18 protein-coding genes are annotated in these 19,109 nt (G+C 52.7%); 15 read left to right on the top strand and 3 right to left on the bottom strand.

Annotated elements, in window-relative coordinates:
* Nucleotides 1-77: 77 nt before the first annotated feature.
* The gene (gene uvrA, locus CCY32_RS05265; RefSeq protein ID WP_088329542.1) at nucleotides 78-2,912 is read right to left on the bottom strand and encodes an excinuclease ABC subunit UvrA; all 2,835 of its coding nucleotides are present in this window, start codon (nucleotides 2,910-2,912) and stop codon (nucleotides 78-80) included.
* Nucleotides 2,913-3,140: 228 nt separating this feature from the next.
* Here uvrA and CCY32_RS05260 point away from each other — a divergent pair, with 228 nt between their 5' ends.
* The 3 genes from CCY32_RS05260 (at nucleotide 3,141) to CCY32_RS05250 (ending at nucleotide 6,296) form a co-directional block, all read left to right on the top strand.
* Nucleotides 3,141-4,490, top strand: a complete 1,350-nt coding sequence (locus CCY32_RS05260; RefSeq protein WP_088329541.1) for an MFS transporter — start codon at nucleotides 3,141-3,143, stop codon at nucleotides 4,488-4,490.
* A 65-nt stretch (nucleotides 4,491-4,555) separates the two neighbouring features.
* Nucleotides 4,556-5,104, top strand: a complete 549-nt coding sequence (ssb, locus tag CCY32_RS05255) for a single-stranded DNA-binding protein (RefSeq protein WP_088329540.1) — start codon at nucleotides 4,556-4,558, stop codon at nucleotides 5,102-5,104.
* 202 nt (nucleotides 5,105-5,306) lie between these two features.
* Complete coding sequence (locus CCY32_RS05250; protein WP_088329539.1) at nucleotides 5,307-6,296, top strand: tetratricopeptide repeat protein; 990 nt, start codon at nucleotides 5,307-5,309, stop codon at nucleotides 6,294-6,296.
* 29 nt (nucleotides 6,297-6,325) lie between these two features.
* Here CCY32_RS05250 and CCY32_RS05245 read toward each other — a convergent pair whose 3' ends face one another.
* Nucleotides 6,326-7,306 (bottom strand): YafY family protein, encoded by a 981-nt coding sequence (locus tag CCY32_RS05245; RefSeq protein ID WP_246840535.1) that lies wholly within the window; start codon nucleotides 7,304-7,306, stop codon nucleotides 6,326-6,328.
* Nucleotides 7,307-7,437: 131 nt separating this feature from the next.
* Here CCY32_RS05245 and CCY32_RS05240 point away from each other — a divergent pair, with 131 nt between their 5' ends.
* Complete coding sequence (locus CCY32_RS05240; protein ID WP_088329538.1) at nucleotides 7,438-8,061, top strand: glutathione S-transferase family protein; 624 nt, start codon at nucleotides 7,438-7,440, stop codon at nucleotides 8,059-8,061.
* A 2-nt stretch (nucleotides 8,062-8,063) separates the two neighbouring features.
* Here CCY32_RS05240 and CCY32_RS05235 read toward each other — a convergent pair whose 3' ends face one another.
* A complete protein-coding gene (locus CCY32_RS05235) occupies nucleotides 8,064-8,441 on the bottom strand; it encodes a hypothetical protein (protein WP_141096179.1) in 378 nt (125 codons plus the stop codon).
* 227 nt (nucleotides 8,442-8,668) lie between these two features.
* Here CCY32_RS05235 and CCY32_RS05230 point away from each other — a divergent pair, with 227 nt between their 5' ends.
* The 11 genes from CCY32_RS05230 to CCY32_RS05180 are packed head-to-tail and all read left to right on the top strand — an operon-like array spanning nucleotide 8,669 to nucleotide 19,048.
* Nucleotides 8,669-9,592, top strand: a complete 924-nt coding sequence (locus CCY32_RS05230) for an MSHA biogenesis protein MshI (RefSeq protein WP_088329536.1) — start codon at nucleotides 8,669-8,671, stop codon at nucleotides 9,590-9,592.
* Between the two features lie 29 nt (nucleotides 9,593-9,621).
* Nucleotides 9,622-10,200, top strand: a complete 579-nt coding sequence (locus CCY32_RS05225) for a PilN domain-containing protein (RefSeq protein ID WP_168171428.1) — start codon at nucleotides 9,622-9,624, stop codon at nucleotides 10,198-10,200.
* Nucleotides 10,197-10,853 (top strand): type II secretion system protein GspM, encoded by a 657-nt coding sequence (gene gspM / locus CCY32_RS05220; protein ID WP_088329534.1) that lies wholly within the window; start codon nucleotides 10,197-10,199, stop codon nucleotides 10,851-10,853. The genes CCY32_RS05225 and gspM overlap by 4 nt, the downstream gene beginning before the upstream one ends.
* On the top strand, nucleotides 10,853-11,203 hold the full coding sequence (locus CCY32_RS05215) for a hypothetical protein (RefSeq protein ID WP_141096178.1): 351 nt from the start codon (nucleotides 10,853-10,855) through the stop codon (nucleotides 11,201-11,203). The genes gspM and CCY32_RS05215 overlap by 1 nt, the downstream gene beginning before the upstream one ends.
* Nucleotides 11,193-12,854 carry a pilus (MSHA type) biogenesis protein MshL gene (gene mshL / locus CCY32_RS05210; protein ID WP_088329532.1) on the top strand — a complete coding sequence of 554 codons (1,662 nt, stop codon included), beginning with the start codon at nucleotides 11,193-11,195 and terminating at the stop codon, nucleotides 12,852-12,854. Before CCY32_RS05215 ends, mshL begins: the two co-directional genes overlap by 11 nt.
* A gap of 2 nt (nucleotides 12,855-12,856) precedes the next feature.
* Nucleotides 12,857-13,765 (top strand): AAA family ATPase, encoded by a 909-nt coding sequence (locus tag CCY32_RS05205; protein WP_088329531.1) that lies wholly within the window; start codon nucleotides 12,857-12,859, stop codon nucleotides 13,763-13,765.
* Nucleotides 13,762-14,916, top strand: coding sequence for a tetratricopeptide repeat protein (locus CCY32_RS05200; RefSeq protein WP_088329530.1), 1,155 nt, complete (start codon nucleotides 13,762-13,764; stop codon nucleotides 14,914-14,916). Before CCY32_RS05205 ends, CCY32_RS05200 begins: the two co-directional genes overlap by 4 nt.
* Nucleotides 14,917-14,930: 14 nt before the next feature.
* The gene (locus tag CCY32_RS05195) at nucleotides 14,931-16,649 is read left to right on the top strand and encodes an ATPase, T2SS/T4P/T4SS family (RefSeq protein ID WP_088329529.1); all 1,719 of its coding nucleotides are present in this window, start codon (nucleotides 14,931-14,933) and stop codon (nucleotides 16,647-16,649) included.
* The gene (locus tag CCY32_RS05190) at nucleotides 16,650-17,870 is read left to right on the top strand and encodes a type II secretion system F family protein (RefSeq protein WP_088329528.1); all 1,221 of its coding nucleotides are present in this window, start codon (nucleotides 16,650-16,652) and stop codon (nucleotides 17,868-17,870) included.
* Nucleotides 17,871-17,881: 11 nt separating this feature from the next.
* Nucleotides 17,882-18,388: a hypothetical protein gene (locus tag CCY32_RS05185; protein ID WP_088329527.1), complete on the top strand. Its 507-nt coding sequence runs from the start codon at nucleotides 17,882-17,884 to the stop codon at nucleotides 18,386-18,388.
* A 60-nt stretch (nucleotides 18,389-18,448) separates the two neighbouring features.
* Nucleotides 18,449-19,048: a prepilin-type N-terminal cleavage/methylation domain-containing protein gene (locus CCY32_RS05180; RefSeq protein WP_168171427.1), complete on the top strand. Its 600-nt coding sequence runs from the start codon at nucleotides 18,449-18,451 to the stop codon at nucleotides 19,046-19,048.
* Nucleotides 19,049-19,109: the final 61 nt, after the last annotated feature.

The following is a 19,109-nucleotide window of genomic DNA, read 5'->3' as shown; positions in this document are numbered from 1 at the left end:
TTAATCACCGCGCCGCCGTACAGCACACAGAGCCCCTTTTAGCCCCGAGTACCGCATATACGCTGCATGGCTTAAACCTATGAATTGACTTTCAACAAGGGTTTCAGAAAATGTCCGGTGTGGGAACCTTCGGTTGCCGCCACCTGCTCGGGTGTCCCCTGAGCAATAATCTGTCCTCCTCCTGAGCCCCCCTCGGGTCCGAGATCGATTATCCAATCGGCCGTTTTGATCACATCCAGATTATGCTCAATCACCACCACCGTGTTGCCATGGTCGCGCAGTCGGTGCAACACCTCCAACAACTGACGAATATCATGAAAGTGCAACCCGGTAGTGGGTTCATCCAGAATATACAAAGTCTGACCGGTATCCCGTTTGGACAGCTCACGCGACAGTTTGACCCGCTGCGCTTCACCACCAGAGAGTGTGGTCGCACTTTGTCCCAGGCGGATATAGGATAATCCCACATCCATCAGGGTTTGCAGTTTACGGGCAATAGAAGGGATCACATCAAAAAACTCACGGGCCTCTTCGACTGTCATCTCCAGCACTTCGTGAATGCTTTTTCCTTTGTATTTCACTTCCAGTGTTTCGCGGTTGTAGCGTTTGCCTTTGCACACATCACAGGGCACATAGACATCCGGTAAGAAATGCATTTCTACCTTGATCACGCCGTCTCCCTGACACGCCTCACAGCGCCCGCCTTTCACGTTAAAGCTGAAACGTCCGGGTTTATAGCCCCGCGAACGCGCTTCCTGGGTACCGGCAAACAGCTCTCGAATGGGCGTAAACAATCCCGCGTAGGTGGCGGGGTTAGAACGAGGTGTCCGGCCAATAGGGCTCTGGTCAATGTCCACCACTTTATCAAGGTGTTCCAGTCCACGAATGCCTTTGTGGGGCGAGGCTTCACCGAGGGTGGCACCATTGAGTTCTTTGTGCGCCAGAACATAAAGGGTGTCGTTGATCAGCGTTGACTTGCCGGAACCTGAAACACCGGTGACACAGGTCATCAAGCCAATAGGAATGCGCAAATCCACCTCTTTGAGGTTATTCCCTGAGGCCCCTTCAAGCACCACCCAGGTATCCTCTTTATTTGCATTTCGTTGGACCGGTACTTCTATTTTCTCTTTCCCACAAAGATACTTCCCGGTAAGCGAGCGCTCACTACCTATTATATCATCCAGATTCCCCTGCGCGACAATCTCACCGCCATGTACCCCTGCACCCGGCCCGATATCGAGAATATGGTCGGCGGCGCGAATGGCATCTTCATCGTGTTCCACCACGATCACTGTATTTCCCAAATCACGCAGATGTACCAGTGTACTGAGCAGACGTTCATTATCGCGCTGATGCAATCCGATTGACGGTTCATCGAGCACATACATCACGCCCACGAGGCCCGCCCCAATCTGGCTGGCCAGACGAATACGCTGCGCTTCACCTCCGGAGAGGGTGTCGGCACTGCGCGAAAGGGACAGATAATTCAGGCCAACATTGACCAAAAAGCGCAATCTGTCATTGATCTCTTTGAGGATCTTGTCAGCAATCTGGGCCCGCTGCCCGGTGAGTGTCAGCTGCTCAAAATACCCCAGGCTACCGGCAATCGACATGTCCGTCACATCGGGCAGACGGGTGTCACCGATAAACACATTACGCGCTTCCAGACGCAGACGGCTGCCACCACAACTGTCACAGGGCTGCTGGCTGAGGTATTTGGCCAGTTCATCCCGCACCGCCGAAGACTCGGTCTCGCGGTATCGACGCTGCATATTCGGAATGATCCCTTCAAAGGGATGCTTACGCTCCATCACATCACCGCGATCGTTGATATAACGGAATTTTATCGAGGTTCCCTGACTGCCATACAGGACAACGTCGCGATGCGCCTTATCCAGTTCACGAAAAGGTTTACTCAGATCGAACTGATAGTGGTCAGCCACCGCTTGCAGCATCTGGAAATAGTAGTAGCTGCGCTTATCCCAGCCACGAATGACACCGCCGGCCAGGCTCAGCTCGTCATTGTGAATCAGCTTGGCTGGGTCGAAGAATTGCTTGGTTCCCAGACCATCACAGGTCTGACAGGCTCCTGCCGGGTTATTGAAGGAAAACATGCGCGGTTCCAGCTCCGACATGGAGTAGCCACAATGGGGGCAGGCGAAATTGGCAGAAAACACCACTTCATCGCGCTCACTGTCGTCCATCCAAGCCACTTTTGCGGTACCGCCGGACAACCCCAATGCCGTTTCAAAGGACTCGGATAAACGCAGCTGCAGGTCTTCGCGCACTTTGAAGCGGTCAACCACCACCTCAATACTGTGTTTTTTGTGTAAGTCCAGAGTCGGCGGATCGGATAAGTCACAGATTTCGCCATCAATTCGGGCCCGGATAAATCCCTGGGCCGCCAGGTTTTCCAGGATCTTGATATGCTCTCCTTTGCGATCCTGAACCACCGGCGCCAACAGCATCAGTTTACTTCCCTCAGGCATCGCCAGTACTTTGTCTACCATCTGACTGATGGTCTGCGCGTCTAATGGCACTTTATGATCGGGGCAGCGAGGCTCCCCCACCCGGGCGAAGAGCAAACGCAGGTAATCATAGATTTCAGTTATGGTACCGACCGTCGACCTCGGGTTATGGGAGGTGGACTTTTGCTCAATAGAAATGGCCGGCGACAACCCCTCAATATGGTCCACATCGGGTTTTTCCATCATCGACAAGAACTGACGCGCATAGGCAGAGAGTGACTCCACATAACGTCGCTGCCCCTCTGCATACAAGGTGTCAAATGCCAGGGATGACTTACCGGAACCAGATAACCCGGTAATCACAATGAGCTTGTCACGGGGCAGGGTGAGATTGATATTCTTCAGATTGTGGGTACGGGCCCCACGAACTTCTATCTTGTCCACAAAAAGACACCTGGTAGCAGAATCAAACCCCTATTGTCTCACATACCCAAGTCACCTCAAAATATGAGTTCAAATAACATTTCACGCTATCAAAATGTCCGGTGCCCCCGCTAATACTGACCACAGCATAGGCTGTCCAATTCAAGCGGCTATGTTAAACTGCGCAGCCTGAAAACTGGCAGTACTTTGCCGTAAATCCATTTTTCCTTGAATTAACGACGGGTTATTTTGAACAATACCGAAATCCGTGGTGCCAGTGCGCTGGCTATCGTCTACGTTATGCGCATGCTTGGCCTGTTTATGGTCATGCCAGTGTTGGCCGTGCTCGCGCTGGACTACCCTGATTACTCCCCCTTATTGGTCGGTCTCGCCATCGGCGGTTATGGCCTGACCCAGGCGCTGCTGCAAATTCCCATGGGCGTGCTCTCAGATCGTATCGGGCGCAAACCTGTCATTATCGCGGGCTTGGTGTTGTTTGCTGTGGGAAGTCTGGTAGCAGGGTTGGCTGAGAGTATGACCGGGGTTGTGCTCGGGCGTATCATCCAGGGAGGCGGAGCCATTGCCGGTGCCGTGATGGCACTGGCCGGTGATATCAGTCGCGAAAATCAACGCGCCAAGGTCATGGCCATTATCGGCGTTGCCATTGGTTTTTCCTTCTATCTGGCATTACTACTGGGCCCGCTGTTATCACAACACTACGGACTTGCCGGTATTTTCTTTGCCACCGCGCTACTGGCGGTTAGTTGTATTCCTCTGGTGTTATTCGTGGTGCCATCGGCAACCAATCTTGCCCCAAGCGGTGATACGCTGCCCAAGCTGGCAGAGCTCGGCAGCCTGCTCAGTCATGCTCCCCTGCTCAAGCTCAATGCCAGCGTCTTTGTGTTGCATCTGCTGATCACCTTGCTGTTCATTCAGCTACCCGCACTTTTCGTTGAGGCGGGCTGGCCCCTCAGTCAGCACTGGCAGCTTTATCTGCCAATTCTGGCCACATCCGTAGGGGGACTGATCCTATTGATGCGTCTGACTCAGTCGCTCGGGCAGCAGCGCATACTTTATATGGCCATTGCACTGATGGCATTGGCCTTTGCAAGTCTGTTGCTGGAGACCGGGCTGATAGGATTACTGTTAATCAGCTGGTTATTTTTTACCGGATTTAACTATCTTGAAGCAAATCTGCCGGCCATGGTCTCAACACTGGCGCCAGCCGGGCGCAAAGGTTCAGCCATGGGTGCCTATGCCAGTGCACAGTTTCTCGGTGCGTTTGTAGGTGGTTCGGTGGCTGGCGCAATCAACGAATACCTGAGCAGCAACTGGTTATACACGCTGGCACTGATGTTGTGCCTGATCTGGATCCTGGTGATTCGTGGCCTTGCTGCTGGCGCCCCTCACGCAAAACGTTATACACTAGCCCTGGATTCGGACGGACCTGTGGCTAAACAGTGTGTGGAACAACTCAGACAACTGGCCGGTGTCACCGATATCACCTGGGTTGAACAGGAAAAGGCGGTCTACCTGAAGGTGGACAACAGAACCTTTAATTTACAACACGCCAGACAAATCATCCGTCCGTCAAATTAAGTATTATAAGCCGCACAGCAGCGACTAGAATTAAAGCTGGAAACCGGCGAGCGTAAGGAGCGAACATGGCAAGCAGAGGCATCAATAAAGTAATCCTGGTAGGCAATCTTGGACAGGATCCCGAAGTCCGTTACACCGCGAATGGAAAGGCGGTCGCGAACCTGAGTCTTGCCACATCTGAAAGCTGGAAAGATCAGAGCGGTCAGATTCAGGAAAAAACAGAATGGCACCGTGTGGTGCTGTTCGGCAAATTGGCTGAGATCGCTGGTGAGTACCTGCGTAAAGGCAGTCAGATATACGTAGAAGGCAAGCTGCAAACCCGCAAATGGCAGGATCAGCAAGGCCAGGACAAGTATACCACCGAGATTGTGTTGGATCCCTTCAATGGGGTTATGCAGATGCTTGGCGGCAATGCCGGTGGTGGGGCCAGCAGCGGTGCACCCAGAGGGAATGCCCCCGCAGGTAATTACAATCAGGCACCTCAGCAGCAACCACAGTATCAGCAATACCCAAATCAGGGCGGGGGTCAGTCCAAACCCCAGCAACAACCGCAAAATCAGCCCGGTTCTATGCCAGAGCCTGACTTTGATTTTGATGATGACATTCCCTTCTAAGTTAATGACATCGCATTGAAACCTTGTGCCGGCCCATCGAAAAAGGTACGCCTGTATCCTAAGCTGGCACAAGGTTTGACTGTTCTATGTCACCGGCTACCCTGTTAAAGCGCTCCCCCATGGCCTTAGGTTCAGCCACATTATCACCAACCAGTCCTGCCAATCTGAGGGTAAGTGCCCATAAAGAAGGCGTTAATACCTGATGAGCCTGAATTCACCCTTTCTGCAAATCTGCCCCCTCGCACGCATCGTGGTGATGCTGTTTGTTTTTTTTGCCTGCCTGGCCAAAGCGTCAGACGGAAATCAGACACAACCGTCTGCAGAAGCAGTGTTATCATCCGTTGACAACTGCATTATGGATGCACCACGGTGCAAAGCCATTGCCCTGAAAATGCAGGCGGAACAGCCGAAATATTCACGAGCCTGGTTCAGAACCACTTACCTGTTACTCAATGCGATGTGGGAAATCGACCGTCTCAGTATCCCGCGCGAACAAATAGCAGCCTATGCAGAAATTGAGAACAGTCCGGCGGTATTTGCGGCCAAGGCCAAAACCATCTATGCCAAGCAACTTATCAGTGACGGCGATCTCGAAGCAGGACGTCGTTACGCCGATGAAGCCGCAGCACTGCTGCTTAATATGTCTGGAGATGCACTCACCCCACGCCGATATGCAGATGTCATAGAGCTTTATCAGTATCTGGGTGAATATGATCAGGCGCAGCAACTTATCGACCAGGCCATGGCGCACTTTTCCAGTATTGGCAGAGCATTTATAAAAGCGGATTTGCTTATGGCCGCCGGGCACAATGCTTTTCATCTTAAACAGTGGCAGCAAGCCATTCATTGGTATCAGCGCGCTGCCGAAGCACACCTGACGACCAAAAGCTTTATTGGTGCTGCCGTCTCCTACGCCAATGTTGGCCGCGCCCTGCAATCTCAGGGACGCTGGTCTGAAGCGCAGCAGGCCTTTATCAAATCCATCGACACCTATGAACAACTTCAACAGGATTATCCCTTACGGGACAAATACTATATCGTGCTAAGACTATGTGAAGTGCTGATTGAGCAAGGCAAGACAGCCGAAGCGTGGATAGCCTTTAACGGCCTGCAGCGCCATTCCCTGCATGGTTATCATCACGACCTTTACGATAAGCTGGCCAGGCAACTGACCCAGAATCCAGACCGGTAACGGGTCGTCTTCAAGGCTTTGACACCCCATCAATAGGACGGTTGTGGGCCTTTGCTGGCAATCGCAGCCAATCTTGCAGCCTGTTGACTCAGGGCTTGTTGAAGCGCGGGTGGTTCCAGAATACTGAAATCGAAAGGTAACTGACTTAGCCATAGGGCAAACCAGGACGTGCTGTCAGTGCGGGTTTCTAGCAGCAACCCTTGCTCCTGCGGCGCCAGCATGGCCGCCATCGATCCCATGATTTCAGTGGCTTGTGTGATGTCGGTGTGCAGCAATATCTTAACCCTGAGATTACCGGGCATATTGTTGAGACTGGCACGAAAGTGCTCGGCCGTGTTGAAATTTTGCGGGCGTGCAAAGGTCTGTTCGAGCATTTCTGTGTGCTCCAGCCGGTCCAGTCTGAAGGTCCGCAGCTCCCTGCGCAGGTGGCAATAGCCGCTCATATACCAGTGCCCACGACGAAACAATAACCCATAAGGGTCTACCTCACGTTCCACGGTATCTCTTTCATGAGGGGCGTACCGAATCCGGAGAGAGCGCTGTTGCTGAATCGCTTCCAGCAAGGGATGCAAATGTTGCTGCGGTTTGCCCGGCAAGGACTCTGGCAGCATCAGGTCAATGTTTTCTGCAATCGCCCGCGCTCTGGACTGGAGGTTAGCGGGCATCACCCGTTCCAGTTTAGCCTGCACACTGCTGATAGCGGGCTGAGTATCGGCCAGCTTTAAGGTCCTTGCAGCAAGTAGCCCCAGCGACAGAGCCAGAGTCTCATCATTGGTGAACATCATTGGTGGTAATTTAAACCCGGCAACCAGCATATAACCGCCGTCACGGCCCTGCTCCGTGGTGACCGGAATACCCAAATCCTCCAGTGAACGGATATAGCGGCGCACCGTGCGCTTGTGCACACCCAACTGCTGCGCCAGTTCTGTGCCTGTCATGCGTCCGTGAGACTGCAATAGTTCCAGCAAAGTCAGTACCCGAACCGTAGGACCACTCATTGTATTTTTCATATTATTCATTAATTAGGATCATTTATGTCCTATATAGGTCTTATGGTACTCCGGTGTCAGCAACGTACACAAGCTGAAGGGTCGCCAGGTAGTAAACAGGCGAAAGGTTTTTTTAATTTCAAAGGATAACCATGATGCAAGATCTGACGTTTTTTACTAACCCCAATTCACGAGGCCGCATCGTCCGCTGGATGCTGGAGGAACTCGATGTGCCATATAAAACAACCATGCTGGAATATGACGGTGATATTAAGTCACCCTATTTTCTGAAGCTCAATCCCATGGGAAAAGTGCCTGCGATCAAACACGGCGATCTGGTGGTCACCGAGGGTGCGGCGATTTGTGCCTATCTGGCTGACCACTTCGCCGAAAAAAACCTGGCACCGGCTCTCAACAGCCCGGAGCGAGGCACTTATTATCGCTGGTTGTTTTTTGCCGCAGGACCTCTGGAGATGGCGACAACCGCAAAAGCCTATGGCTGGCGAATAGACGCTGAGAATGCTCAGTCAGTAGGTTGTGGTCTGTATCAGGATGTGCTGAATACACTGGAAAGTGCGCTAGAGAACGGCCCTTATTTGTGTGGCGAGCAGTTTACTGCAGCGGATGTCTATGTGGGCAGCCACATTAGTTGGGGGATGATGTTTAAAAACCTGGACGAACGCCCGGCTTTTAAACGTTATGTGCAACGACTGGCATCAAGAGAAGCCGCTATCCGTGCCAATCAACTGGACGACGAACTGGCAAAATCTGGCTGATGTCAGTCCAGGCCTGACATCAGCCAGGTGAGCGCCGACGCCTCACTGGTAAAGTTTCTCAGGGGATAGTTTCGGGTGTCAGCAATAGACTGCACCAGTTGCTGCTGCGGGTCATGGGTATTGATCACTCTGGCCACCCGAATGCGTCTGAGCAAACTGTCCAGCTGGTCAATCATGGCCATGAGGCGCTCGTCGTCTACCTGTTTTTGCATATGCCGCATGTCAATCAATGCGCGATGACAATCGTAGCGATCACTCAGTGCCATGATCTTATTGTACATAGCAAAAATATCTTCCGGTTCAGCCAACCCGCATGCGGTCACCTGAAGTGTATCTGACTGACGATCATAACAATGGGTTGCTGTGAATTTATCTGCCATAGTGACCTGCTGCATATTCAGTGTATTCCCTGACACATCCTCTGATTTAACGAATAGACCAGTTTTACCCGTGTGCAAAGATTTCTTTATGGATTACTGAGTGAATAAGCTGACATCGAAGCAATAAAAATCTCACGTAACAGATTCACCGACGGGACTGGTACAGTCGCCTAATCTCTGCTCTAATTAGCACAAATTATTACAATTAATACATAGGTATAGTGCGCTTGGCCTTTTGGGATACGTTGACAGGTAAATTCTCCGGCACCTCCCGCTTCTTTGCCGTGGGCATTGAGTTTGGACAGCAGGCTCTGCTTATCTCTGTGCTGACTTCCCGCCAGGGGCGTTTATTCTGGGCTCAGCAACATCGTCTGGACATCAACAACTGGCAACGGAGTCTGGCAGACTGGGTGAAACAACATCAGGCCGCCAACACTCCCTGCCATGTGGTGTTTTCCACCAACAGATATCAAATCATGCAGGTTGACCGCCCGGCAGTGGAAGAGCAGGAATTAACGCAGGCCCTGCGCTGGTCCGCCAAAGAGTTGCTTGCCAGCAGCGAAGAAATGGCGGTGGACTATTTTGATATGCCCGCTCAGCCCACCGGCAGCAATAAGCTTAATCTGGTGACTATTCCTCAATCCCTTATTCAAAGCGTCTCGCAAGGCATTCTGCAAAGTGGGCTGATACTAAAAAGTCTGGGCATTGAAGAGCTCAGTCAATGCGATGTGCTGGAACCACAGGAATATGCCCAGATTACCTTGTTGCAGGAACCCGGAGAAGAAATCAGTCTCAGCATCATTCGTCAGCAACAACTGTACTTTACCCGAAGGCTCAAAGGCTACGAACAACTCAGTACGTATAGCATCGAGCAAATTCAGCAGGGGATTGCGGAGACCCTGAGTCTGGAAGTACAGCGCTCCATGGATTATTTCGAGAGCCAACTACGACAAGCTCCGGCAAAACAAATGCTGATCTGCATGGATACTCCGTTTGCAGAAGCACTTAGCCAGAGTTTGCAGCAGATGCTGATGATTGAGACCCACTTACTGGAAATCGACATCGACAAAGAGCCGGAACTGAGTTTCTCACCGGGCACCATCACCAGCCTGGGTGCCGCTCTGCGTCAGCGCAGTGAGGCAGACGCATGAAAAACCGGGTCAATTTTTATCAGCCGTCAATGCGACCACAGCAGCAGTCCTTTAATCTCAATCAGGTGCTGATCGGTTATCTCCTTGCCATTGTTATCATCACAGGATGGGCCGTCTGGGAGAGCAGTGAATATGATCATTGGCAACAGGCGCAAAATGCAGCGAAACGTGATCTGGATACCGCCCGTCAGACCCTGCAACAGATCAGCGCAGAGCTTGACGCAGAACCGGACCGAAGACTGGTGCAGCAAGCGGAGAATCTGCAAAAAGAAATTCGTGCACAGGCGTATCTGCTTGGCAGGCTTGACAGTCAGCAACACAGTGGGCAAGGCACATATGCACAGCTGCTGGAGGCACTGGCACAACATCATCATCAGGATATCTGGCTGACGCAGATCACCTTGTCGCAAGGTAAACTACAGCTGGAAGGCAGAACGCTCAATGCAGAGTCTGTTCCTGCCTGGTTACAAGGCCTGAGCCAGAGTGAGTACTTCACAGGCACCGAATTTGGTTCCCTCAAGGTGTTTCGTGACGAGGATCGACAACTGAATTTTGTGCTCGGTGCCATTGAAGTGCCATCGCCAAAAGCTGCGAGGGTGAGTCAATGAATTATCAACAGCTGAAAAAATGGTTCAGTGAAAGACAGCCCAGAGAGCGGCAACTGGTGCTTTTGGCTGGTCTTTTCCTGATCCTCTATGGCGGGTATCTGTTGTTTATTGAGCCGGTTCAGCTTCAAACGGCGACACTGGAGCGCCAGACTCAGCAGCAACAGACACAATATCAGGCCATTACCAGCGAGACCGAGGCGTTACTGAGCGGCAGCCAGGATCCGGATGCGGCGGTTAAGCGTCGCATCACGCAGCTACAAAATCTGCAACAGCAACAACAACAGCAGATCCAAAGCCAAACCCGCGATCTGGTGCCACCATACCGCATGCGCGAGATGCTGCAGGCCCTGCTGGCAGACAAAGACACACTGCAATTATTAGAAATGCGCTCGTTGCCAGCGGTGAACCTTACTGAAGAGGATAAGACCGATTCGGCCGAGGCCGAACCACTGCCGGGTTTATACCAGCATGGCATCGTGTTAATTGTTGAGGGCAGATATTTTGACCTCCATCGTTATCTGGTGGAGCTGGAACAGCTGCCCTGGCGCTTCCAATGGAAGCGACTGGATTACAGTGTGCAGGAGCATCCTGTCGGGCGCATGCAGCTGGAGCTTTATACACTCAGTACCGACAAAGCCTTTGTAGGAGTGTGATGATGAGATGGTTTTTGTGGACAGGGCTGCTGGCTGGCTTTTTATGCCAGGCTCAGGTGTTGGAGGATCCCACCCGGCCTGCGTCAACCAGTCCGTCATCTGTCGGCAGTGCACAACAAGCCAACAGCTCGGCTGACGGTATGCCGCAGGTGTCGGCCATTTTTATTGGTCCACAACAGCGTCATGCTATCGTTGACGGGGAACCCCTGTATCCTGGCCAACATTATCAGAGCATGGAGCTCATCGAAATTCGCACCGGTTCGGTGCTGTTCAGACATAACGACAAGAATACTGAAGTTTTCCTGAGGCAGGGTAAGACAATGAAAAAAGGTAAAGCCAATGGCTTTTAAGCATATCGTTTCGATTTCACTGCTGCTCTCTCTCGCCGCTTGCCAAAGTAGCCAGATAGGCAAAGATGCAACACAGGCGCTTGATAAGGCGATGCAAAGCAATACCGCCTCATCAGAGCAGGACACCCGGAAACTGCAACAGCTGCCTGATGAAGTAGCCGATCTGTTGCTCAGCGCTGATGCGTCACAGGAGCAAGCGCCTCTTTTCAGTGAAGAGCGATATGACATTTCGGCGAGTCAGACCCCCGCCAGAGACTTTTTTGCCGGATTGGTCGAGGGCACGCCCTATTCAGTGGCGATACATCCTCAGGTCAACGGCAACATAGACCTGGATCTGAAACAGGTAACCCTGAGCGATGTGTTTGAGCTCACTTCGGAACTTTACGGCTACCACATCGAGCGCAATGGTGGCGTCTTTCGCATCTTCCCTTCAGGCATGCGCACCGAGACCTTTCCGGTCAATTACTTGCTGATGACCCGCGACGGCTCTACCCAGTCCAGCATTGTCTCAGGTGGCGTGTCGACACAGGATGGCAATCGCTCAAATGGTAACAACACCAACAGTTTCGGCGGCAATGCACTGACCGGCGGCAACCAGTACGGGAATAGCGGCAACCTCAACACCAATGTCAGTAATAACAATGGCACCAATATTCTGACCCGAACACAAACCGACTTCTGGAAAGATCTCAAAGAAACCCTGCAAACTCTGATCGGCACTGAACAGGGCAGAGCCGTTATCGTCTCCCCACAGGCCGGGTTAGTCACCGTCAGGGCCATGCCAGATGAAATCCGTGCCGTGCAGGGCTTTTTACAACTCACGGAAGAAACCGTGCAGCGCCAGGTGGTGCTGGAAGCCAGAATCATCGAAGTTACCCTCAACGACGAATATCAACAGGGTATCGACTGGACCAAGATCGCTAACAGCAGCCGTCTTGGCCCCATCAGTTTTTCCGGCATGAATGTTGGCAATGCCATCACCAATAGTCTTGGTGGCGTGACCGGTCTGAGTTTTGAAACGGGCAGCTTCTCCAGCGTACTGTCACTGTTATCAACGCAGGGCAATATGCAGGTGCTTTCCAGCCCCCGGGTTACGGCCACGAATAATCAGAAGGCGGTCATCAAGGTGGGCGATGACGAGTATTTTGTTACCGATGTGTCCAGTCAGAGCACTATCACGGCGGCGACAACTTCCACAGGCCCCAATATTGAGCTGACGCCTTTCTTCTCCGGTATCGCGCTGGATGTGACCCCGCAAATTGATGCCGAAGGCGGTGTGTTGTTGCATGTTCACCCTTCAGTGATCGAGACGCAGGAACAGGAAAAAGTGGTCACCCTCAATGAGGAGCGCTTTGTGTTGCCGCTGGCTCAAAGCAATATCCGCGAATCGGATACGGTCATTCACGCCCGCACCGGCGAAATTGTGGTGATTGGCGGCCTGATGCAGACCATTATCAATGAAACCCATTCCAAGACACCGATATTAGGCAGCATTCCGCTACTTGGAGAACTGTTTAAAAACCGTCGCGAGTCAGAACAGAAAAAGGAACTGGTGATTCTGCTTAAACCCACGGTCGTGGAGCGCGGCACCTGGCAGCAGCAGCTCAGGGGGAGTCGTGACCAGATTCGGGACTGGACGGACACGCACTGACCATGTACCTGTATCACTTCGGCCTTCAGGAACTGCCCTTTACGCTGACCCCGAACACCAGCTATTTCTTTGGCCTGCCCAGCCATAACCAGGCCATAGATGTACTGACCACGGCACTGAAAACCGGTGAAGGCTTTATTAAAGTCACCGGTGAGGTGGGTACAGGAAAGACACTCATTTGCCGTAAATTGCTCAATGAGTTACCGGATCATTTTGTTTCCGCCTACATTCCTAATCCCTATCTGTCACCGGCAGAATTGCGTGCGGCGGTTGCCAGAGAGCTGGGAGTCACGCTCAGTGCCCACGCCGATCAACAGGAATTTACCCAGCGCATTGAGCAGCGTCTGATCGAAATCAATCAACAACACAAAGCCGCTGTGCTGATCATCGATGAAGCGCAGGCCCTGCCCATAGAGAGTATTGAGGCGCTGCGCCTGTTTACCAATCTGGAGACTGAGTCACGAAAATTGCTGCAGGTGGTGCTATTCGGTCAGCCTGAGCTGGATCAAAAGCTGGCCTTACCGGAACTGAGACAACTTAAACAACGCATTACCTTCAGTTACCAGCTGGCCACCATGGATTTTGACCAGTTAAGCCAATACGTGCAGCACCGTATGCGTGTGGCCGGTTTTCGTGGAAGCGAGATGTTCAATCGCCGCTGCTGCAAAATGCTGTTTAGCGCCTCAGAGGGCACGCCCCGTATCGTCAACGTACTGTGTCACAAAGCCCTGATGCTGGCCTATGGTGAGGGCAAACTGCTGGTCAGCCCAAAACACATTCAGCTGGCCATCGCCGATACCGAAGCCGCCGCCCAGCGCCGGCCTTTCAACTGGTTATGGCTATATGCATCGCTGCTGATTGTCCTGCTCGTGCTGGGCAGCTATTACTTTTATCCTCCGGGTACCTTATGAGTGTAGTGAATAAGATGCTCCAGGATTTGGAGTCGCGAAAACAACAACAGGGCAGTGCCAATTATCAGCCCCCGCCTAAAAAGGCACGCCAATGGTGGCTGGTGACGATATTACCTATTGCGCTGCTGGTGGGCGCGATGTACTGGTTGTGGCCGCTGATTGGAACCGGCCCGCAACAGCCGGCCGAACACACCGCTTTGCCGGTAACTGAATCTGCGCGCACTGCTGTACCAGACGATCCAGTCCCGGGCGATGCAATCCCGGGCGATACAGGGCCAGGCGATATACTGCCAAGCCATACAAGGACACAGCAGGTGGCAGCCACCACTGTCGCACACGCCACCCCAGACTCAACCGAAAAGCCTGAGACGCCAACGGCACCCGCCACGGCGTCATCAAATTCAGTGGAGCCCGCGCCCACAGAGCCTCAACCGTTACAGCAGCAGACACCAGCGCCTGTATCGGAAGAAGCCTCAGCTAAGGCGCCTGTCCAGGGTGTTACAGCAACGCCGCCAGAAGAACCGGCGGAGACCGACGTCGAATCCGCCCCCGCGTTTAGCAAATCCAAGACAGCGGGTACTGCCGAGCAGCAGTGGCAACAATTGAAAGCCCGTGCCAGCAATGCCATCAGTCAGGGCGATGACGCTGAAGCCATCACCCTGTTAACCCAGATGCTCGACATGCAGCCGGATCAGCACCTGCTCAGACGTAAACTGGCGGGATTGCTGCTAAAAAGCGGTGCCACCCAGCGCAGTGCGCTGATACTGGAACAGGGCATAGAACAGTATCCGCAAGAATATACGCTGATCGCATCACTGGCCCGCTTCTACCACCAGAATGGCCAGAATAATCAAGCCCTTAACCTGTTAAAACCCCATCAGCCGGCGATATTACAGCATCCTGATTTCATTCAGTTACGTGCCCGCCTCGCACAACTGCAGCAGGATTACAGCCAGGCACAGGCAGACTATGGACTGCTCAGCCGCTACCAACCGGATAACATTAAATGGCGACTTGGTCTTGCTGTGGCACTGGATCAAGGCGGGAACTATGATGCTGCCCTGGCAGCGTATCGGTGGTTGAGCACTGCCAATACACCCGCTGAAGTGACCACCTTTGTGCAACAGCGACTCAAGGCATTGGGAGGGTAAGCAGAATGTCAGGCATGAAACCCAAACTGAGAATGCGCCTGGGCGATTTGCTGGTGCATGAGAACATTATCAGTGAAGAACAGTTGCAACAGGCCCTCGATGCGCAGAAACAAAGCGGTCGCAAGCTGGGACATACACTGGTGGATCTCGGCCTGGTGGAAGAAGAACAGCTGCTGGAGTTTCTCTCTCATCAGCTTAAGGTGCCGCTGATAGATATCAGTCAACGTAGCCTCGATGCCGACGCCGTTAAAAAGCTGCCGGAAGTGCAGGCACGTCGCCACCGTGCGCTGGTGTTGGAAGAGCATCCCGATCACCTGCTTATTGGCATGAGCGATCCGGCAGATCTGGCGGCCATGGATGCCATTGCTAATATTCTGCCAAAGCCTATTAAAGTGGCGGTGGTGAAAGAGGCGCAGCTGTTTAGTGCATTTGATCGCCATTATCGCCGCACTGAAGACATTGCCTCCTTCGCCCATGAACTGGCCAGTGAGCACAGTGAGGCCGATGAGTTTGATTTTGCCGATCTGGGCACCGAAGACGGCGATACAGCTGTAGCACGCTTGCTCAAGTCCATCTTCGAAGATGCCGTCCAGATGCAGGCCTCAGATATTCATATTGAACCCGACGAAGATACCCTGCGCATCCGCCTCAGGGTTGACGGTGTGCTGCAGGAAAGTCTGCTCAAAGAGCGCAATATTGCTTCGGCGCTGGTACTCAGATTAAAGCTGATGTCCGGCCTGGATATCTCTGAAAAACGTCTGCCCCAGGATGGCCGCACCCATATCAAGGTTAAGGGGCACAGTATCGATGTGCGTCTTTCGACCATGCCAGTGCAGCATGGTGAGTCGGTGGTCATGCGACTGCTGGATCAGTCTGCTGGCCTGCTGAGCCTGGACGAGACCGGTATGCCACAAGATATTCTCAAGCGCTTTCGGCATCTGCTGCATCGTCCCCATGGCATGGTGCTGGTGACCGGCCCAACCGGTTCAGGTAAAACCACTACGTTGTACGGCGCTCTGAGCGAACTCAACCAACCCGGCGTAAAAGTCATTACCGTGGAAGATCCGGTGGAATACCGGTTGCCGCGAATCAATCAGGTGCAAACCAACAATAAAATTGGCCTGACCTTTTCCAGTGTCCTGCGTACCACCCTGCGTCAGGATCCCGATATCATTATGGTCGGTGAGATGCGCGACAATGAGACTGTAGAAATTGGTCTTCGCGGCGCCCTGACTGGCCACCTTGTGTTATCGACCCTGCATACCAATGACGCCATATCCAGTGCGATCCGTCTGTTAGATATGGGGGCACCAGGTTATCTGGTGGCCACCTCCTTGCGCGCAATCGTGGCTCAGCGTCTGGTTCGCCGATTATGCGAAAAATGCACTGAGGACTATCAGCCCGATCATGAGGAGACCTTCTGGCTGAAGAGTCTTGCGGAGGATGTGGATCAGATTCGTTTTCGCCATGGTCGGGGCTGTGATAATTGCAATCACACTGGCTACCGGGGACGGATTGGTGTGTTTGAACTTCTGGAAATGACCGATGCCATGATGAATGCGCTGAAGGGCGATGATACCGCAGCCTTTAGTACTATTGCTAAAGCCAGTCCCGGCTACCACCCTCTTGCCAGGTCAGCACTGGCGTATGCACGTCAGGGCGTCACCAGTGTCGAAGAAGTGCTCAAACTGGTAGAAATGGTGGCCGAGCAGGAAACAGAGGTGCAACAATAAGTGGCCAGGTTCACCTATAAAGCCAGAAGTGCCGATGGTGCGCTGCAAAACGGCAACCTTGAGGCAGCCGACCAGGCGAATGCCGCACAAATTCTGCTCAATCGTGAGCTGATCCCTATTGATATTCGCCCTGTTCAGGAAGGGCAGCAGAGTGCGCTGTTTGAACAGTGGCTCACCCCTAAGGTCAAGCTGGCTGAGATGGTGATTTTTGCCCGGCAAATGTATTCACTGAGTAAAGCCGGCATTCCTATTTTAAGGGCCATCGGCGGCCTGGCTGAATCCTCCGGCTCGAAACGTCTGAGGCAAGCACTGACGGATGTGGGTGATCAACTGGAACGTGGCCGCAACATCTCCAGTGCACTGAACCGCCACCCCCAGGTGTTCAGTCCCCTCTTTGTCAGTGTGGTACATGTGGGTGAAAACACCGGTAAGCTGGATGAGGCTTTCCTGCTGCTGTCACAGTATCTGGAAAGTGAGCAGGAAACACGCAAACAGATCAAATCTGCCACCCGTTACCCCATGTTTGTGATGATCGCCATTGTAGTGGCCCTGGTGATCATGAACCTGGTGGTGATTCCGACCTTTTCCAGCATGTTTGATCGCCTCGGCGCCGAACTGCCCCTGATGACGCGTTTTTTAATTGGCATGTCAGACACCTTTGTCAATTACTGGCATCTGATGTTACTGGCGCTGATCGGGTTGCTATGGATCGGGCGACGCTACCTCAACAGTGAGTCAGGGCGGCTCAGCTGGGACAGGCGAAAACTCAGAATTTATGCCATAGGTAATATTATTGAGCGTTCTTTGCTTTCCCGCTTTGCGCGCAGTTTTGCGATGATGGTCAAAGCGGGCGTGCCGCTCACCCACGCCCTGACACTGGTGGCCGATGCGGTGGACAATCAGTACATGGGCAAACGCATTCTGGAGATGCGACGCAGTATTGAAAAAGGCGAAAACCTTTCCAGAGTGTGTACCGAAAGTAAGCTGTTTACTCCCTTGGTACTACAGATGATCAGTGTGGGAGAAGAAACCGGACGCGTCGACGAGCTGTTAAATGATGTGGCCGACTTTTACGAGCGCGAAGTGGCCTATGACCTGAAGAGTCTGACATCTAAGATTGAACCGGTATTGATCGCCATTGTGGCAGCCATGGTTCTAGTCTTGGCGCTGGGTATTTTCACGCCAATGTGGGATATGATGAGTGCATACAGAGGGCGCTGAGTGAGAACAGAATGAATCAACAGTCTGACAGTGAAAACCGACAAATGCGCCTGATTATGCAGGTGGCCGTGGTGCTGATATTTGCCTCGCTGATGGCGACGTTTATCTGGTATTTCGAGGATGGCGAAGAAAACATGCAGGAGATCACACTGAATTTACTGGCCGAAGAAATGGCTCGCAGTGTGGTCAGTGCCCGCTGGCAATGGGAGGCAGAAGGTCGCCCCCCGAGGATTTTACAGGTTCAGTATGACCGTGAGGGTAACGAGACCGATCGGCGTCCTATTCCCATGAGCCATCTCGGATGGCCCAAGGTGGAGCCCAACGCCGAGGGCTGTGACCAGCTTTGGAAAACGGTTCTCAATACCCCCATGCAGGTAGGCAGTTTTAAAGTGTATGGCGAGTTTTTTGACGGTGTCAAAATGAGTGGTAAGGCCCTGGACAGCATGTGTCGCTTCAGGGTCTCTACCGGGCCTTATTTTGACTACAGAATTTATACCGGACAGGTAATCAAGCACTGAATTGGGGCAAGAATATCGCCCCGTTAACGACAGAAAAATAGCAGAGACAATAGGATGGCTATGAAAACGTACAAACAATCCCGGGGGTTTACCCTGATCGAGCTGGTGATAGTCGTGGTCGTGCTCGGCCTGCTGGCGGCCGTCGCGTTGCCGCGCATGCTGGAAGTCACCAAGGATGCCGAAAAAGCCACCGTTGAAGGTGTCGCCGGTGGTTTTGCCACAGGCGTCGGTCTGGTCCGTGCACAATGGGAGCTGGAAGGCAGACCCGCACAAAACGGCGGGGCCAATATTACCTTTGTAACCGTGGGTGGCATTCAGATCGGCATCGACAAAGACACCGGTTATCCTACCGGAGAAGCCGCCAATGATGCCAGTACCGAAGATGATGCTATGGTGAATCTGGACTGTGTCAGCACCTTTAATCTGATCATGCAAAGTGCGCCCACTATCACCGAAGACTGGAATCAACGCCCCTTTGAATCTCACCGCTACTTTACCCGAAGTGGCGACGGTATTGCCCCTGCCGGGAATGATGTCTGCTATTACTATCTTACTCAGACCATCAAGAATCAGCAGAATGAGCCCGTTGACAATACCAGTGGCAATGGATTCGTTTATGACCCCCGTATCGGTCAGGTCATTGTATTCAGTAATCAGTAGAGCTGTAGGTCGGAATTTATTCCAACCTAAAAAAAAGACAGAGATTTAAAAACAGTTGCTT

It is taken from the genome of Lacimicrobium sp. SS2-24 (genome assembly GCF_002201535.1).
Classification (GTDB): Bacteria; Pseudomonadota; Gammaproteobacteria; order Enterobacterales; family Alteromonadaceae; genus Lacimicrobium.
Note: the sequence above shows the minus strand (reverse complement) of the source record. Positions and strands in the feature narration are given on the sequence as shown.

Excerpts from the sequence above, each read along its gene's own strand:
- ssb (WP_088329540.1), top strand. The coding sequence starts at position 4,556 with ATGGCAAGCAGAGGCATCAATAAAGTAATCCTGGTAGGCAATCTTGGA.
- CCY32_RS05250 (WP_088329539.1), top strand. The coding sequence starts at position 5,307 with ATGAGCCTGAATTCACCCTTTCTGCAAATCTGCCCCCTCGCACGCATC.
- CCY32_RS05245 (WP_246840535.1), bottom strand. The coding sequence starts at position 7,306 with ATGAAAAATACAATGAGTGGTCCTACGGTTCGGGTACTGACTTTGCTG.
- CCY32_RS05240 (WP_088329538.1), top strand. The coding sequence starts at position 7,438 with ATGATGCAAGATCTGACGTTTTTTACTAACCCCAATTCACGAGGCCGC.
- CCY32_RS05235 (WP_141096179.1), bottom strand. The coding sequence starts at position 8,441 with ATGGCAGATAAATTCACAGCAACCCATTGTTATGATCGTCAGTCAGAT.
- CCY32_RS05225 (WP_168171428.1), top strand. The coding sequence starts at position 9,622 with ATGCGACCACAGCAGCAGTCCTTTAATCTCAATCAGGTGCTGATCGGT.
- gspM (WP_088329534.1), top strand. The coding sequence starts at position 10,197 with ATGAATTATCAACAGCTGAAAAAATGGTTCAGTGAAAGACAGCCCAGA.
- CCY32_RS05215 (WP_141096178.1), top strand. The coding sequence starts at position 10,853 with ATGATGAGATGGTTTTTGTGGACAGGGCTGCTGGCTGGCTTTTTATGC.
- mshL (WP_088329532.1), top strand. The coding sequence starts at position 11,193 with ATGGCTTTTAAGCATATCGTTTCGATTTCACTGCTGCTCTCTCTCGCC.
- CCY32_RS05205 (WP_088329531.1), top strand. The coding sequence starts at position 12,857 with ATGTACCTGTATCACTTCGGCCTTCAGGAACTGCCCTTTACGCTGACC.
- CCY32_RS05200 (WP_088329530.1), top strand. The coding sequence starts at position 13,762 with ATGAGTGTAGTGAATAAGATGCTCCAGGATTTGGAGTCGCGAAAACAA.
- CCY32_RS05195 (WP_088329529.1), top strand. The coding sequence starts at position 14,931 with ATGAAACCCAAACTGAGAATGCGCCTGGGCGATTTGCTGGTGCATGAG.
- CCY32_RS05185 (WP_088329527.1), top strand. The coding sequence starts at position 17,882 with ATGAATCAACAGTCTGACAGTGAAAACCGACAAATGCGCCTGATTATG.
- CCY32_RS05180 (WP_168171427.1), top strand. The coding sequence starts at position 18,449 with ATGAAAACGTACAAACAATCCCGGGGGTTTACCCTGATCGAGCTGGTG.